General features: G+C 70.1%; 12 protein-coding genes. 6 read left to right on the top strand and 6 right to left on the bottom strand.

Annotation, left to right across the window (positions count from 1 at the left end; genetic code table 11):
• Positions 1-363 precede the first annotated feature (363 nt).
• From ACIBEJ_RS17170 to ACIBEJ_RS17155, 4 genes are all read right to left on the bottom strand, one after another.
• Entirely contained in the window at positions 364-1,965 is a 1,602-nt protein-coding gene (locus ACIBEJ_RS17170) for a hypothetical protein (protein WP_397183701.1), read from the bottom strand.
• A gap of 173 nt (positions 1,966-2,138) precedes the next feature.
• Positions 2,139-3,311, bottom strand: a complete 1,173-nt coding sequence (locus ACIBEJ_RS17165) for a methyltransferase domain-containing protein (protein ID WP_397183700.1) — start codon at positions 3,309-3,311, stop codon at positions 2,139-2,141.
• 24 nt (positions 3,312-3,335) lie between these two features.
• Complete coding sequence (locus ACIBEJ_RS17160) at positions 3,336-3,938, bottom strand: Uma2 family endonuclease (RefSeq protein WP_397183699.1); 603 nt, start codon at positions 3,936-3,938, stop codon at positions 3,336-3,338.
• A 67-nt stretch (positions 3,939-4,005) separates the two neighbouring features.
• A complete protein-coding gene (locus tag ACIBEJ_RS17155) occupies positions 4,006-4,521 on the bottom strand; it encodes a MarR family winged helix-turn-helix transcriptional regulator (protein WP_397183698.1) in 516 nt (171 codons plus the stop codon).
• 103 nt (positions 4,522-4,624) lie between these two features.
• Here ACIBEJ_RS17155 and ACIBEJ_RS17150 point away from each other — a divergent pair, with 103 nt between their 5' ends.
• From ACIBEJ_RS17150 to ACIBEJ_RS17135, 4 genes are all read left to right on the top strand, one after another.
• On the top strand, positions 4,625-5,575 hold the full coding sequence (locus ACIBEJ_RS17150) for an NAD-dependent epimerase/dehydratase family protein (RefSeq protein ID WP_397183697.1): 951 nt from the start codon (positions 4,625-4,627) through the stop codon (positions 5,573-5,575).
• A 158-nt stretch (positions 5,576-5,733) separates the two neighbouring features.
• The gene (gene groES, locus ACIBEJ_RS17145; protein WP_214633886.1) at positions 5,734-6,048 is read left to right on the top strand and encodes a co-chaperone GroES; all 315 of its coding nucleotides are present in this window, start codon (positions 5,734-5,736) and stop codon (positions 6,046-6,048) included.
• An 81-nt stretch (positions 6,049-6,129) separates the two neighbouring features.
• The gene (gene groL / locus ACIBEJ_RS17140; RefSeq protein WP_397183696.1) at positions 6,130-7,752 is read left to right on the top strand and encodes a chaperonin GroEL; all 1,623 of its coding nucleotides are present in this window, start codon (positions 6,130-6,132) and stop codon (positions 7,750-7,752) included.
• 712 nt (positions 7,753-8,464) lie between these two features.
• Positions 8,465-9,100: a sigma-70 family RNA polymerase sigma factor gene (locus ACIBEJ_RS17135; RefSeq protein WP_397183695.1), complete on the top strand. Its 636-nt coding sequence runs from the start codon at positions 8,465-8,467 to the stop codon at positions 9,098-9,100.
• 388 nt (positions 9,101-9,488) lie between these two features.
• Here ACIBEJ_RS17135 and ACIBEJ_RS17130 read toward each other — a convergent pair whose 3' ends face one another.
• Together ACIBEJ_RS17130 and ACIBEJ_RS17125 are read right to left on the bottom strand one after the other, a co-directional pair.
• Positions 9,489-9,866, bottom strand: a complete 378-nt coding sequence (locus ACIBEJ_RS17130) for a DUF5319 domain-containing protein (protein WP_397183694.1) — start codon at positions 9,864-9,866, stop codon at positions 9,489-9,491.
• Between the two features lie 540 nt (positions 9,867-10,406).
• Positions 10,407-11,417, bottom strand: a complete 1,011-nt coding sequence (locus tag ACIBEJ_RS17125; protein WP_397183693.1) for a LuxR C-terminal-related transcriptional regulator — start codon at positions 11,415-11,417, stop codon at positions 10,407-10,409.
• Positions 11,418-11,959: 542 nt separating this feature from the next.
• Here ACIBEJ_RS17125 and guaB point away from each other — a divergent pair.
• Positions 11,960-13,441 (top strand): IMP dehydrogenase, encoded by a 1,482-nt coding sequence (gene guaB / locus ACIBEJ_RS17120; protein ID WP_397183692.1) that lies wholly within the window; start codon positions 11,960-11,962, stop codon positions 13,439-13,441.
• Between the two features lie 3 nt (positions 13,442-13,444).
• Positions 13,445-14,563, top strand: a complete 1,119-nt coding sequence (locus ACIBEJ_RS17115) for a GuaB3 family IMP dehydrogenase-related protein (RefSeq protein WP_397183691.1) — start codon at positions 13,445-13,447, stop codon at positions 14,561-14,563.
• Positions 14,564-14,660 lie beyond the last annotated feature (97 nt).

Here is a 14,660-nt window from a genome sequence, read left to right as displayed (position 1 = left end):
GGCTGGGGGGGCGGGGGTTTGGGCTCGGTGCGCCCCCCCGCCCCGGGGGGGGGGGGGCCCCCCCCGGGGGGCGCCGGGGGGGGGGGGGGCGGGCCCCCCCCCCCCCCCCCCCCCCCCCCCCCCCCCACGGCCCGGTCAAGGGATAGTGCGTGATGAACATATTACCGGTAGTGACGAGATCGCGGGGGAGAATCATGCGATCGCGCCGGACGGCGGCCGGCGCGATCGCACGGGACCAGGCTCAACGGCACCCGGTCAAGGGCGGAGTTGTCACGGCGAGCACCCCGTTGGCCCTCACGACCATCGCTCGACGGGCGGTCGGGGATGACGGCGGGGCGGGGAGGGTGGCTTCGCCGTAACGCTTCAGTCCTTGGCGCGCGTCGGACGCAGCAGCGCCTCGGCGAGGGCCAGCATGGTCTCCTCCAGCGCGCCGAGGCGCTTGGTGAGGTCGGTGGAGGCGTCGGTGACGGACTGCGTCAGCTCGTCGCGGTCCGGGCGGGCCTCGATCGTGGCCGCGAGCTCGGCCGAGGCGGCGGCCAGGCGTTCGTCGATGCAGTCGAAGCGCTTGGTCTGCTCGCTCGTCTGCGCGTCGAGCAGCTCGCCCACCCGCTCGGCGATCGCCAGCGTCGCGGGCAACTGGCCGACGCGCTGGTTGACCGCCTCGACCCGGTCGTCGACGCCCTCCAACTGCTCGGTGCCGCGGGTGAGCTGGGTGTCCACGCCGTCGAAGCGGCTGACCACGTGCTCCTCGACCTCGCCGAGGCGCTCGTCCAGGGATTCGAGGGCGTTGTCGAGCTTGTTGAAGCGGCCCTCGTTGCGCGTGGCGGCGTCGGAGCGGAACTGGTCGGCGGCGGCCAGCCACTCGTCGACCACGGCGACCCTGCCGTCGAGCGCCTCGAAGCGGGTCTCGACCCTGCCGTCGAGCTCGCTGATGCGCTGACCCGTCTGGGCCCCGAGGTCACCGATGCGCTTGCCCACATGGGCGTCGAGGTCGCCGATGCGCTTGGCCGTCTGGGTGCCGAGGTCGCCGACGTTCCTGCCGAGGTCGGTGACGTGCTTGTCGAGGCCGCCGAGGCGGTTGTCGAAGCGGCCGAGCGTGCTGTCGAGGCCGTCGAGCCTGGTGTCGATGTCGGCCAGGCACTCGTCGGCGGTCTCGATGCGGCCGTCGACGCTGGTGAGCCTGCCGTCCACGGCGATCAGGCGGCCGTCGACCCGGTCGACCCTGCTGTCGAGGCCGTCGAGGCGGCCGGACAGGCGCTCCTCCGCCGCCTCGACCCGCGCGCCGACCTGCTCGACGGTGCTCTTGAGCTCCTCGCCGACGCGCTCGGTCAGGTCGGCCATGCCGCCCTCGATCCGTTCGGTACGCGCGGTGAGCTCGCCGATGGACTTGTCGAGCCTGGTGAAGCGGCTGGCCGCGGCCTCCATGCTGGAGTTGAGCTGCCCGAGCTTGCCGGCGAAGTCGCCCAGCCGCTTGGCGATGCCCTCGGTGCCGTCGAGCACCGTCTGCAGCCGCTTGAGCGCTTCCTCGACGCTCTCGCCGACCGTGCCGACGTCGGCCCACAGGCTGGGCAGCTCGATGACGGGGCTGACGCGCTGGCTGACGTTCTCGACCCTGGCGTCGACGTTGCCGATCTGCTCGCCGACGGCGTCGACGTGGTCGCGTACCGCCTCCACGTGCTGGGCGAGCCCCTCGGCCCAGATCGGCGGCTTGGCGGAGATATCGTCGAGGCGGCCGCTCACGGACTCCAGCGTGCCGCTGAGGCCGCCCAGCTCGCGCTCGCGTACCTCGCGCAGCAGCCACTCCATGCCTTCGAGGCGCTGGCGGATCTCGTCGAGGACGGCCCCCTGGGTGCGCTGCTCGTAGACGTGGTCCTGGGCGGCGCGCGCGAGTAGTTCCCGCATCCTGTCGGACACGGCGGACTGGCCGTCTGCCTGCAAGAGGGTGGTGTGGTTGGAATAATCCACCGAAAGCTCCTTCACTCGCCGACGGAGTGCCGCGCAGCGGTGGGATAGGTCCGGTTTGCAATGACTGAAGGAGAACGCGGTAATCCGCTAAAGGGGGGAGAACTCCCGCGCGTCCACCTTAGCCTTTGGATCAAGGTCCGTCGGGGTGACTGGAAAAGATCCTGTTTTGTCATTTATGCAGGTGGGAGCCCCAGGCAGATGAGCACAAAAGGTTGGTTCATAATCCGGGTGAGGATGATTACTCCGGACTTGTCACCGGAAAGTCTCAGGTCTCGCCGCAACCGTTCGATGTCCACGGCGGAGCCGCGCTTCTTGATGGTGACATTTCCTATTTCGCGGGCTCGGAGTGCCGCCCGCAGCCGCTTCAGCGAGAACGGCAGCGCCTCGTCCACCTCGTACCTGGCCGCCCAGGGCGTGTCCACGGGCTCGTCGCCGGTGATGTAGGCGATCATTGGATCCGGCAGCCGCCCGCCCACCATCTCGGCCACCTCGCCCACCAGATGGGCCCGGATCGCCGCCCCGTCGGGCTCGTAGACGTAGCGCCCGAGCTCGCCCACCTCCGCCTGAACCCCCGTGGGCGTCAGCGTCTGCCCGCCCGGCAGCAGCGTCGCCCGCCGCCCCTCGCGCCCCGGCGTCCAGAGCGCCGCCTCCTTGACCTCTCCCTTGTACGAGACCCACTCCGCCTCGGCCGCCTCCGGTATGTACTCGTACGGAATCCCCGGCGCCACCTTCAGGCACGACCACCGCGCCCGCCCCACCAGATCCATGACCACCGGCCAGGGCGGCGAGTAGGACTGCGGATCGAACGTCCTCCCCCTCGCGGTACGCCGGGCCGGATCGGCGAACAACGCCTCGTACTCCTCGACCGGCGCCTCCGCCGCGTCCCCCACCCGCACGCGTACCCGATCCCCGACGCCCAGCGCCTCCGCGTTGGCCCGCGCCACGGCGGCGGTCAGCGGATCGAGCTCCAGCGCGTCCACCCGATGCCCGGCCAGGGCGAGCGCGAGGGCGTCACCGCCGATCCCGCAACAGACGTCCACGACCCGGACCGGCCCCCGCGTCATCGCGCTCAGCCGCCGCGCCCGATGCGCCGCCACCTCGGCCCGCGTGGACTGCTCCAGGCCGTGGGGCGTGAAGTACATGAGCCTGGCGTCGTCCCCGAACTTCGCCACGGCCCGCTCCCTGAGCCCGGCCTGGGTGAGCGCGGCCGAGGTGAGCGCGCCGTCGTAGGTCTTCCTGAGCCGCGTGGTCGCCTTGACCGGATCGCCCCCGCCCAGCTCGACCGCCTCGTCCAGGGCCTTCTGGCCACGCGGCGTCAGCAGTTCTCGAAAGGCGTCCAGGTCCACGTCATACGACGTTAGTGCACGTGCTCAGCTCAGGAGCGCGGCGAAGTCGACCTCGACGGGAAACGGGGACTTGGCGCTCAGCCTGCCGTGGTGGGTGGCGTCGGCGCGGTAGAAGTGCGTGACCTCGTCGAGCAGGTAGGTGTGGATGACTGGCTTGCCTTCTTCTTCCTCGACCAGCCAGAAGTGCTTGATGCCGGCGCCGGCGTAGATCCGGGGCTTGACCTTCCGGTCCCGGTACTCGGACTCGGAGGAGACCACCTCGACGACGAGGTGGACCGCCTCCGGGGGGTAGGAGGTGGCGTTGTGGTCGTCGGCCGCGGCGTCGATCACCAGGACGTCGGGGCAGGGGCGCTGCCGCTTGCCGATCTTGATGTCCATGTGTGTGGCCACAGCCAGGGATTCGGGTACCTGTGCGTCAAGAACGGAGCACAGGTTCGAGATGACGCTTTCGTCGAAGCGACGCTGGGGGGACCTGAGGATGAGGGCTCCGTCGATGACTTCGACGCGCTTGAAGAGGTCCAGCTCCCCGTTGGGCCCGTCCTGGGGCAGGAGATCGAGATCGTCGGACGTCCAGCCACCGGCCGGCGGGTAGGGCCAGTTCGCGAGCACGTCTCTCGTGGCGGTCACATCCTCACCGTAACGTCGGTGTCGTCGCCGTTTGTGGTCATCGAACCACATTCTGCTGCGCATCCCTCTAGGGGAGATGTTCTCCCATCCGGAACGGTGTGTCGCCCAGGGAGACCAGGAGTTTGCGGAGGGTCTCCGTCAGTGCCTCCTGGTCGGTGGGGGACAGGGCGGACAGGAGGTCGGCCTCGTGGGCGACGTGGAGGGTGAGGAGGTCGGCGGCCAGGCGTTCGCCCTGCTCGGTCAGGGCGACCAGCACCATGCGGCGGTTGCTCTCCAGTGGCCAGCGCCGCACCAGGCCGCGTTCCACCAGGCGGTCCATGCGGTTGGTCAGGGCGCCGGGGCTGACCAGGGCGGTGGCGGCCAGGTCCTTCATGCACATGGTGTGCTCGGGGTCGCGCAGCAGCGTGGCGAGCATGTCGAACTCCCACGGCTCCAGCCCGTGCTCGGCGAAGAACTCCTTGGTGCTCCGCTCCAGCAGGCGTACGGCCCGTGACAGGCGGCCAGCCACGCCCAGCGGGCTCACGTCCACGTCGGGGCGGGCGGCGGCCCACTGCATCGTGATCGCGTCCACAGCGTCCTGCATGGTTCGCACACTATCAAAAATTTCGAGGTTGAAATGTTCGGAACGTGCGGCTACTGTCCGTCCTCGGAAGCTTTGATGTCGAAGTGTTTGGGGTGGAAGAGCGATGCGGATTCTGGTGCTGGGTGCGACGGGGTACGTCGGGGGCGCGCTCGTCGAGGAGCTCGCCGGGCGCGGGCACGAGGTCGTGGCCCTGGTACGGCCGTCCGCCGACGGGGGCAGGCGGCTGCCTGCCGTACAGGAGGAGAGGCACGGCGACCTGTCCGACGCGGACTCGATCACCGCGGCCGTGACGCCGGACATCGACGCGGTCGTGCACGCGGCGCAGCTCACCGGCGACGAGGCGACCGACCTCCAGGTGATCGGGGCGCTGGCCGGCGCGGGTAGGCCGGTCGTGTACGTGAGCGGCGTGTGGGTCCTCGGCGCGACCGAGGACGGGCACGAGGAGAGCGCGACCGACCCGATCCCGATCGTGGGGTACCGGCCCAAGGTGGAGGATCTGGTCCTCGGCGCGGGCGGCGTGGTGGTGCGCCCCGGACTGGTGCACGGGCGCGGCGGGGGGATCCCGGTGATGCTGCGCGCATGGGCGGCCGAGCGCGGGAACGGGGTGCACGTGGGTGCGGGCGGGGAGGGAGCGGCGTTCGTGCACGTGGACGACGTGGCCGAGCTGATCGCGACGGCCGTGGAGAAGGGGCGGCCGGGTGCCGTCTACCACGCGGTCGCCGAGGAGCACGTGCCGCTGGCGGTGGTGGCCTCGGCCGCGGCGCGGTCGGTGGGCGCGGGTTCGCTGGGCGCGGGTTCGGGGGGTGCGGGTTCGGCGGGTGCGGGTTCGCTCGGTGCGGGTGAGGCGGGTGCGGGTGAGGCGGGTGCGGGTGAGGGGGGTGGCGTGCGGATTTGGCCGGTGGCGGAGGCGGCGCAGGTCCTGGGCCTGCCGTTCGCCGAAGCGCTCGCGCTCAGCCAGCGTGTCAGCTCTGCGCGAACCCGTGCGGCGCTCGGATGGGCCCCCAGCAGGCCCGGCATCGTCTCCGAGCTGCTGGAAGGCTCTTACACGCGCTGAGCCGGTTCGTGTTGACTGTCAAGCCCCTCTTGCATATGTTTCCTGTTGGCACTCTCCCCTTGAGAGTGCCAACGTGCGACGAGGCAGGTCTACCACCCGCGACGGCAGGCCCCGCTGGTCGCCTCTTCTAGATCATTCAAATCTGAAGGGGAGGTCCGATCGTGACGACCGCCACTAAGGTTCCCGTTAAGCCGCTCGGCGACCGCATCGTGGTCCAGCCGCTTGAGGCCGAGCAGACCACCGCTTCCGGCCTGGTCATCCCAGACACCGCCAAGGAGAAGCCGCAGGAGGGCAAGGTCCTCGCGGTGGGCCCGGGCAACTGGGACGAGGACGGCGACAAGCGGATTCCGCTCGACGTTGCCGAGGGCGACATCGTCCTCTACAGCAAGTACGGCGGCACCGAGGTCAAGTACGGCGGCGAGGAGTACCTCGTGCTCTCCGCCCGCGACGTTCTCGCGATCATCGAGAAGTAAGCCGGTACGTGTCGGGCCCCGGGCGCAGCTCTCAGCAGAGGCGACCGGGGCTTTCGACGCTAGGAGAGGACTTTCAACCAAATGGCGAAGATCCTGGAGTTCGACGAGGACGCGCGGCGCGCTCTTGAGCGCGGCGTCAACGCCCTCGCGGACGCCGTGAAGGTAACCCTCGGCCCGCGTGGCCGAAACGTCGTCATCGACAAGAAGTTCGGTGCTCCGACGATCACGAACGACGGCGTGACCATCGCCCGCGAGATCGAGCTGGAAGAGCGTTACGAGAACCTCGGCGCCCAGCTCGCCAAGGAAGTGGCCACCAAGACCAACGACATCGCGGGTGACGGCACCACCACCGCGACCGTCCTGGCCCAGGCCATGGTCCGCGAGGGTCTGCGCAACGTCGCCGCCGGCGCCTCCCCGCTGTCGCTCAAGCGCGGGATCGACAAGGCCGCCAAGGCCATCAGCGACAAGCTGATCGCCAGCGCCCGCGAGGTCGGCGACAAGAAGGAGATCGCCAACGTCGCGACGATCTCCGCCCAGGACGCCAAGATCGGCGAGCTCATCGCCGAGGCGTTCGACAAGGTGGGCAAGGACGGCGTCCTCACGGTCGAAGAGTCCAACGCCATGGGCATGGAGCTCGAGTTCACCGAGGGCATGCAGTTCGACAAGGGCTACCTGTCGCAGTACATGGTGACCGACCCCGAGCGCATGGAGGCCGTCCTGGAGGACGCCTACGTGCTGCTCACCCAGAGCAAGATCGCCTCCATCGCGGACTTCCTGCCGCTGCTGGAGAAGGTCGCCCAGACCAAGAAGCCGCTGTTCGTGGTGGCCGAGGACGTCGAGGGCGAGGCCCTGGCCGTCCTGGTCACCAACAAGATCCGCGGCACCTTCACCTCCGTGGCCGTCAAGGCCCCGGGCTTCGGTGACCGCCGCAAGGCGATGCTGCAGGACATGGCCATCCTGACCGGCGGACAGGTCGTCGCCGAGGAGGTCGGCCTCAAGCTGGAGCACGTCGGTCTCGAGGTGCTCGGCACGGCCCGCCGTATCGTCGTCACCAAGGACGCCACCACCATCGTGGACGGCGCCGGCGACGCGCAGGCGATCGAGGACCGGGTCAAGGAGATCAAGCTCGCCATCGAGCAGTCCGACTCCGACTGGGACCGCGAGAAGCTGCAGGAGCGCCTGGCCAAGCTGGCCGGCGGTGTGTGCGTGCTGCGTGTCGGCGCCGCCACCGAGGTCGAGCTCAAGGAGAAGAAGCACCGTCTCGAGGACGCGATCTCCGCGACGCGCGCCGCGATCGAGGAGGGCATCGTCTCCGGCGGCGGCACCGCGCTGATCCACGTCGGCAAGGAGCTGGACGACCTCGGCCTCACCGGTGACGAGGCCACTGGCGTGGGCGTCGTCCGCCGCGCGCTGGTCGAGCCGGCCCGCTGGATCGCCGAGAACGCCGGCCTCGAGGGCTACGTCGTCACCCACAAGGTGGCCGAACTGCCCGTCGGCCACGGCCTCAACGCCGCGACCGGCGAGTACGGCAACCTGATCGACCAGGGCGTCATCGACCCGGTCAAGGTCACCCGTTCCGCTGTGCAGAATGCCGCGTCGATCGCGGGCATGCTGCTCACGACGGAGGCCCTTGTGGTCGAGAAGCCCGAGGAGGAGGCCCCCGCCGCAGGCGGTCACGGCCACGGTCACGGCCACGGCCACTGACCCGCGTTCCTCAACCCCAGCACGGCCCGCACCGCCCGGTGCGGGCCGTGCTGCGTTCTCCGGCCCCCGTCCACCTGCTGCGCTCCCGCTCGCCCGCTCGGGGCCCGCTGTTGGGCTGGGGCCCGTTTCTGTGTGCGGTCGCTCTTGGCTGAGGCCGCTTCCGTGGTGTCGCTCTGGTGGTCGTGGGGGCTCGCCGGCTGAAGGTCGGTTGCCGGGGGCCGGGGTCTGTGCGGGGGGCGCCCCTGGCGGGGCTCCAGGGCGTTCTGACGCCCCTTCCCCTACGGCACAGCCGCCCCACCCCCACCCGCCGCACATGGCCGGGCCCCGTCCAGGGAGACGCTCCTCCGGTGACGCGGGGCTGGGCGCCGTTACGCGCGTATCGTGCCCGGCTGGGTGGTTTGGGGTGGTAGGTGGGTTCTTGTGGTCATGAGGCGGATGTAGCGCGTGAGGTCCGGTGGGCGATCTTATGCGTAGGGGTGGCGGCCGGAGGATGTCCAGATGTGGAAAGTTGGGTTATTGCGGTAAACCAACCTATGGAGTAAAGCGTCTGGCGGCCATGACAATTTCCGTGCTTTTCGGGGAATCGGGTGAAATATTCCGACTCCATATAAAGGCTTAGTGTGGTCGGTTGATTACGGGTAGTTATCGTCTCTTCAATGTGACCAATCCGTAGCCGTTCGCCATGACGACAGGCCGGACCAGGGCGGGCATCATGCCTAACGTGAGCGAGGGAAGCGTCGCCGACGCCAAAATTGGGGTAAGGCTCGCGTCGAGACTTCCGGCACGGACGGATGACTCCGACCTAAGAGAACTGACGAGCCTCGCCGTTGCGGGCGATCGTTCTGCGATCGAATCCCTGCTCGGCGAGTTGCGGCCGATGGTGGTGCGCTATTGCCGCGCCCGGCTGGGCCGGGTTTCCGGGCAATATCACATTGCGGATGACGTGGCCCAGGAGGTGTGCATCGCGGTGCTGTCCGCGCTGCCGCGCTACCGGGACATGGGCCGGCCCTTCGCCTCCTTCGTCTTCGGCATCGCCTCGCACAAGGTGGCCGACGCCTTGCGGAGTTCGGTGCGCTGCGCCGTACCCACGCAGGATCTTCCCGACGGGCCCGACGAAGGGCCCGGACCGGAGGAGACCGTGGTCCGCTACATCGAGGTCGAGCACGCGCGGCGGCTGCTGGCGCGGCTGCCCGCCAACCAGCGCGAACTCCTCCTGCTCCGGGTGGTGTCAGGACTGTCGGCCGAAGAGACCGGTAATGTACTGGGCATGTCACCAGGAGCGGTCCGCGTCGCCCAGCATCGGGCGCTGGCGAGGTTGCGGCAGATGGCCGAGCTGGAGTCGGCTTGACGCCGGAGGAACACACGGAGGGCCCGGCCGCACACGGCGACCGAACGCCCCCAGGCTCAACCGACCCATCGCCCCACGGCCCGCCCGGGCTGACGTCCAGCGGTTCGTTTGAGCCGCCGTCTGTTGGTTCGTCCGGGCTGTCGTTCAGCGGTTCGTTTGAGCTGCGGTCTGTTGGTTCGTCCGGGCTGTTGGCTGGTGGCTCTGACGGTTTCTCTCCCGCGGTCTCGGATGGGGTTGCGGGGGAGGGTTCCGGGGTTGAGGGGCTTGCCGGGTTGACGGCCGAGGAGCAGACGGACGCGTTTCTGGACGCCTTGGCGCTTGGGCATCAGCCTGACGCGACCGACCCGGCGCTACGGCTGCTGGCGGCGTTGCGGCATGACGTCGACGATCAGCGGCGCTCTTCCGTGTCCATGACGCCATCCACGTAGCCTCTGGCGTACTCCCACGTCACGTAGTCGGCGGGGTCGGGGTGGAAGGCGGGTTCGTGGACCTGCGGGCGGCCCTTGTCGATCATCTGGCGGAGGTTGCCGCGGAGCAGGTCCCAGTCGAAGAAGTGCTGTTCGCCGCATTCTGGGCAATCCAGGACAAGTCCCAGTACGCCCTGCGGCTCCAGCAGGGAACGGAAGACTTCCACGTCGGCCAGGTCGGTGATGGCCTCGTCGCGCTCAGCCGCGGTCAGCGGCTCCGGGTCGTCGAACTCGCCCATGGCCGAGGAAGGATCGTTCGGATCGTCCGCGAACGGGTCGCGGGGGACGTCTTCCAGCACCTTTCCACCATAGTGACCTAACGCAGCCTGGGCACTAATAAGCACCGCACCGACCCCTTGTGCCGGTTTCCACCCGGGCCCCGCCTCCCGAAATACCGGAAAACTCCTCCCAAAGCACTGCCCAACTGGCCGCCAAGGCTGCCCTCGGGGTGTGGGCCGGACTCGGCCGAGCGCTGCTCTGGGCGCGCCGCCGGTGCCACGCGCTGGTGCGCGGCTCTGGGCGTGCCGCTGGGGGAACTGTGCTCGGGGGCCTGGTCACGGGCGGGCCCGGAGCCAGCGGCCAGGTCACGGGCGGACCCGGAGCCAGCGGCGTCGCCCGCGCGGGCGTCAAGGGGTCTGCCGGGCGTGGCCAGCGGTGGGGATCCATGGGCGGAGGCAAGGGCTGCCAGGGGGACTGGCAGGGGAAATCGGCAGGGCAAGGGCAGGGGGAGATCGGGGGAGCAGGGCCACTGGGCGGGGGGTGTGGGTTGGGCGCTGGGTTCCGGGGGCGGGTTGGGGCGGGTTGGAGGTGGGGTGCGGGGCGGGCGTACCGGATGGGGGTTAGCCGAGCCAGCCGCGGCGGGAGGCTTCGACGCCGGCGTGGAAGCGGGACTGTGCCCCCAGCTCCGCCATCGCGTCGGCGAAGCGGGCGCGGACGGTGCGGACCGAGACGCCGAGCTGGCGGGCGATCGAGTCGTCGCACATCCCCTGCGCCGCCAGCCGCAGCACCTGGACCACGCCGTCGCCCCGCCGCCCCCACGGCAGAGGCACGGAGCGGTTCCACAGCTCCTCGAACAGCGACCGCAGGACGCCGACCACGATGGGCGCGCGGACGAGGTAGAAGTTGTAGGCGTGGTCGGGCAGGCTGCCGCCCCACAGCGCGGGCAGGCCCGCCGCCTCGGGCCCGGCGGTCATGAACCAGCTCGGCACCCGGTCCAGCGTGCGGACCCTCCCGCCGGACTCCAGCAGGCGCGTGAGCTGGTCGCGTACGCCCGGCAGCGCCAGCGTGGCGACCGGGATGACGGCGCGCATGCTGAGCAGGCGGCGGCTTTGGGCGTCGATCCAGGGGTCGGCGAACTTGCGTACGAAGTCGGTCATGGTGCGTTCGTCGGGGATGGCGATCAGCAACTCCAGCGGAGGAGCCTGTACGGCCATGCCGACCACGCTCTCGTAGAGCACGTCGGCCCCGCTGACCGGTTCGACCGGGAACGGGCCGCTCTGGTAGTGGCGGCCGGCGTCGTAGTCGCGGATGAGGCCGCGGATCGAGCCGAGCGCGGTGTCGATGCGCCGGCTCTCCTCGGCCAGCCGGTCCAGCCGCTCGGCGATCAGCCGGCCGAGCGCGGCGGCGGGGTGCCTGGCCAGGTACTCGCCGGACTGCTCGTCCACCACGCCCAGTCTGACGAGGTCCGCAAGCTGCCTGCCGACCTTGTCGGCCGGGCCGTCCATGGCCTCGGCCAGCTCGGCCAGCGTGGCGCGGTGCAGGCGAAGGACCGCGGTGTACAGCGCTGTCTGTGCCGGGTCGAGGCCCAGCGTCTCGAGTGGGTCGAACGCGGTGGCGGGCTCGTTACGCATGTGGGGGGCTCCGTAGGGGGGACACGGCGTGCGGCGAGGATAACCCGGCATCGGACCTCTGTCCGGGTGTTGCTCCGACTCTTTCGACGGGGGTGCAACTTCGTGCAATTGCACGTTTTCACATTGCGGTGTGCCCATGAGTAACGCAGGCTTAACCCAGCGTCGGCATCAAGGGTCGGGCGACGCGGCCATCAGGACGCGGAGGGGGGTTCGGTGGCGCTGAGCGCGCCCGACCAGGTGCCGGTGGCCGGAGGAACCGGACGGATCACCGACCGGCCGGTTCCTCCGGCACTTTTGTGCCACTCCGGGGGCGCCGGGGAGACGGCGGTCCGTGGGGGTCATCGTCCCCCCGGCGCATTCTCGTCCCCCCCGGGTCTCGTCTCCCCAGGTCTCGTCCTCCCCCAGGTCTCGTCCTCCCCTGGGTCTCGCCGCACCGGGTCTCGTCCCACCGATCTCGTCCCATCTCGCGGACCCGCGCCATGCCGTTTGCAGCCAGGCCCTAAACTTGTCGCATCAGCGCATCGGCAGGAGGGGGCCGCAGCATGTCCAAATTCACCCAAACGGGTTTGACCTTCGATGACGTGCTGCTCGTGCCGGGGTATTCGGACCTCCAACCGGGCGAGGCGGAGACCGTCTCGCGCCTGTCGCGCAACATCACGCTCGCCATCCCGCTGGTCTCGGCGGCCATGGACACGGTGACCGAGGCGCGCATGGCGGTGGCCATGGCCCGCCAGGGCGGCATCGGCATCCTGCACCGCAACCTCTCGATCGAGGAGCAGGCCCAGCAGGTCGACCTGGTCAAGCGGTCGGAGGCGGGGATGGTGACGAATCCGGTCACCTGCACTCCCGACGACACGCTGGCCGAGGTCGAGAAGCTGTGCGCGACGTACCGGATCTCGGGCGTGCCCGTCACCGACCGCGACGGCATCCTCGTCGGCATCGTCACCAACCGCGACATGCGCTTCGAGACCGACCACAGCCGCCCGGTGCGCGAGGTCATGACGCCGATGCCGCTGGTGACGGCACCGGTGGGCGTCTCGCGTGACGACGCGTTCTCCCTGCTGCGCAGCAACAAGATCGAGAAGCTGCCGCTGATCGACTCCGACGGACGGCTGCGCGGCCTCATCACGGTCAAGGACTTCACCAAGAGCGAGCAGTACCCGCTGGCCACCAAGGACGCCGGCGGCCGCCTGGTCGTGGGCGCGGCGGTGGGCGTGGGTCCCGACGCGGAGCTGCGGGCCAAGGCGCTGATCGAGGCCGGGGTCGACGTCGTCGTGGTGGACGTGGCCCACGGACACTCCAAGGGCCTGGCCGACATGATCGCCTCGGTCAAGGCCAACAGCAAGGTCGACGTGATCGGTGGCAACATCGCCACCAAGGCGGGCGCGCAGATGCTCGTCGACGCGGGCGCGGACGCCGTCAAGGTGGGCGTGGGCCCCGGCTCGATCTGCACCACCCGGGTCGTGGCCGGCGTGGGCGCGCCGCAGGTCACCGCCATCCACCAGGCGTCGCTGGCCTGCGGGCCCGCGGGGGTGCCGGTGATCGGCGACGGCGGCCTGCAGTACTCGGGAGACATCGCCAAGGCCATCGCGGCCGGCGCGGACACGGTCATGCTGGGCTCGTTGCTCGCCGGGTGTGAGGAGTCCCCCGGTGAGCTGATCTTCATCAACGGCAAGCAGTTCAAGTCCTACCGGGGCATGGGCTCGCTCGGCGCGGTGCGCAACCGCGAGCGCGGTGGCACGTCCTTCAGCAAGGACCGCTACGCGCAGGCGGACGTCGGCGGCGAGGACAAGTACATCCCCGAGGGCATCGAGGGCCAGGTGCCCTACCGCGGCCCGGTCTCGGCGGTGGCCCACCAGCTCGTGGGCGGTTTGCGCCAGGGTATGTGGTACTCAGGATGCCGCACGATCGCGCAGATGCACTCCGACTGCGAGCTCATGCCGATCACCGCGGCGGGCCTCAAGGAGAGCCACCCGCACGACATCCAGATGACCGTTGAGGCTCCCAACTACCACAGAAGGTAAAACATGACTCAGGTGGAGATCGGCCGGGGCAAGACGGGCCGCCGGGCGTACGCGCTCGACGAGATCGGCCTCGTGCCCTCGCGGCGTACCCGTGACCCGGAAGAGGTCTCGATCGCCTGGCAGATCGACGCTTACCGGTTCGAGCTGCCTGTCGTGGTCGCGCCCATGGACAGCGTCGTCTCGCCGGCGACCGCGATCGAGATCGGCCGCCTCGGCGGCCTGGCGCCGCTCGACCTCGAAGGGCTCTGGACGCGTTACGAGGACCCGTCGCCCCTGCTTGAGGAGTGCGCCACGCTCGACGCGGCGGCGGCCACCAAGCGGCTGCAGGAGATCTACGCGGCCCCGATCAAGGAAGAGCTGATCGGCCGGCGCATCGAGGAGATCCGCGCCTCCGGCGTCACCGCCGCCGTGCGCCTGTCGCCGCAGCGCACCGTGCAGTACCACAAGGCGGTCATCGACGCGGGTGTCGACATCTTCGTCATCCGTGGCACCACCGTCTCGGCCGAGCACGTCTCGGGCAAGGCGGAGCCGCTCAACCTCAAGCAGTTCATCTACGAGCTCGACGTCCCGGTGATCGTCGGCGGCTGCGCCACCCACACCGCGGCGCTGCACCTCATGCGCACCGGCGCGGCCGGCGTGCTGGTCGGTTTCGGCGGCGGCGCCTCCCACACCACCCGCAACGTGCTGGGCGTGGCGGTGCCGATGGCCACGGCCATCTCCGACGTGGCCGCCGCCCGCCGCGACTACATGGACGAGTCCGGCGGCCGCTACGTCCACGTCATCGCCGACGGCGGCATGGGCACCTCCGGCGACATCGCCAAGGCGATCGCGTGCGGCGCCGACGCGGTGATGGTCGGTTCGCCGCTGGCCAGGGCCGCCGAGGCGCCGGGCCACGGGTTCCACTGGGGCTCGGAGGCGCACCACCCCGACCTGCCGCGCGGGCGCCGGGTGGAGTTCGGCACGGTGGGCACGCTGGAGCAGATCCTCCACGGCCCCTCCAGCGTGGCCGACGGCTCGATGAACCTCATGGGCGCGCTGAAGCGCACGATGGCCTCCACCGGCTACTCCGACATCAAGGAGTTCCAGCGCGTGGAGGTCGTGGTCGCGCCGGTGCAGCGCTGACCTCCGCGATCGTCTCGGGCTGACGTCCGCGATCAGAGAAACCCGCCCCCTCGGGGCTGACGTCCGAGATCGTCTCGGGCTGACGTCCGCGGCAAAC

Origin of the sequence: Nonomuraea sp. NPDC050790 (assembly GCF_044456745.1) — a bacterium.
In the GTDB taxonomy this organism is placed as follows: Bacteria; Actinomycetota; Actinomycetes; order Streptosporangiales; family Streptosporangiaceae; genus Nonomuraea.
The sequence above is the reverse complement of the archived record's forward strand: the minus strand, read 5'-3'. Positions and strand labels throughout refer to the sequence as shown.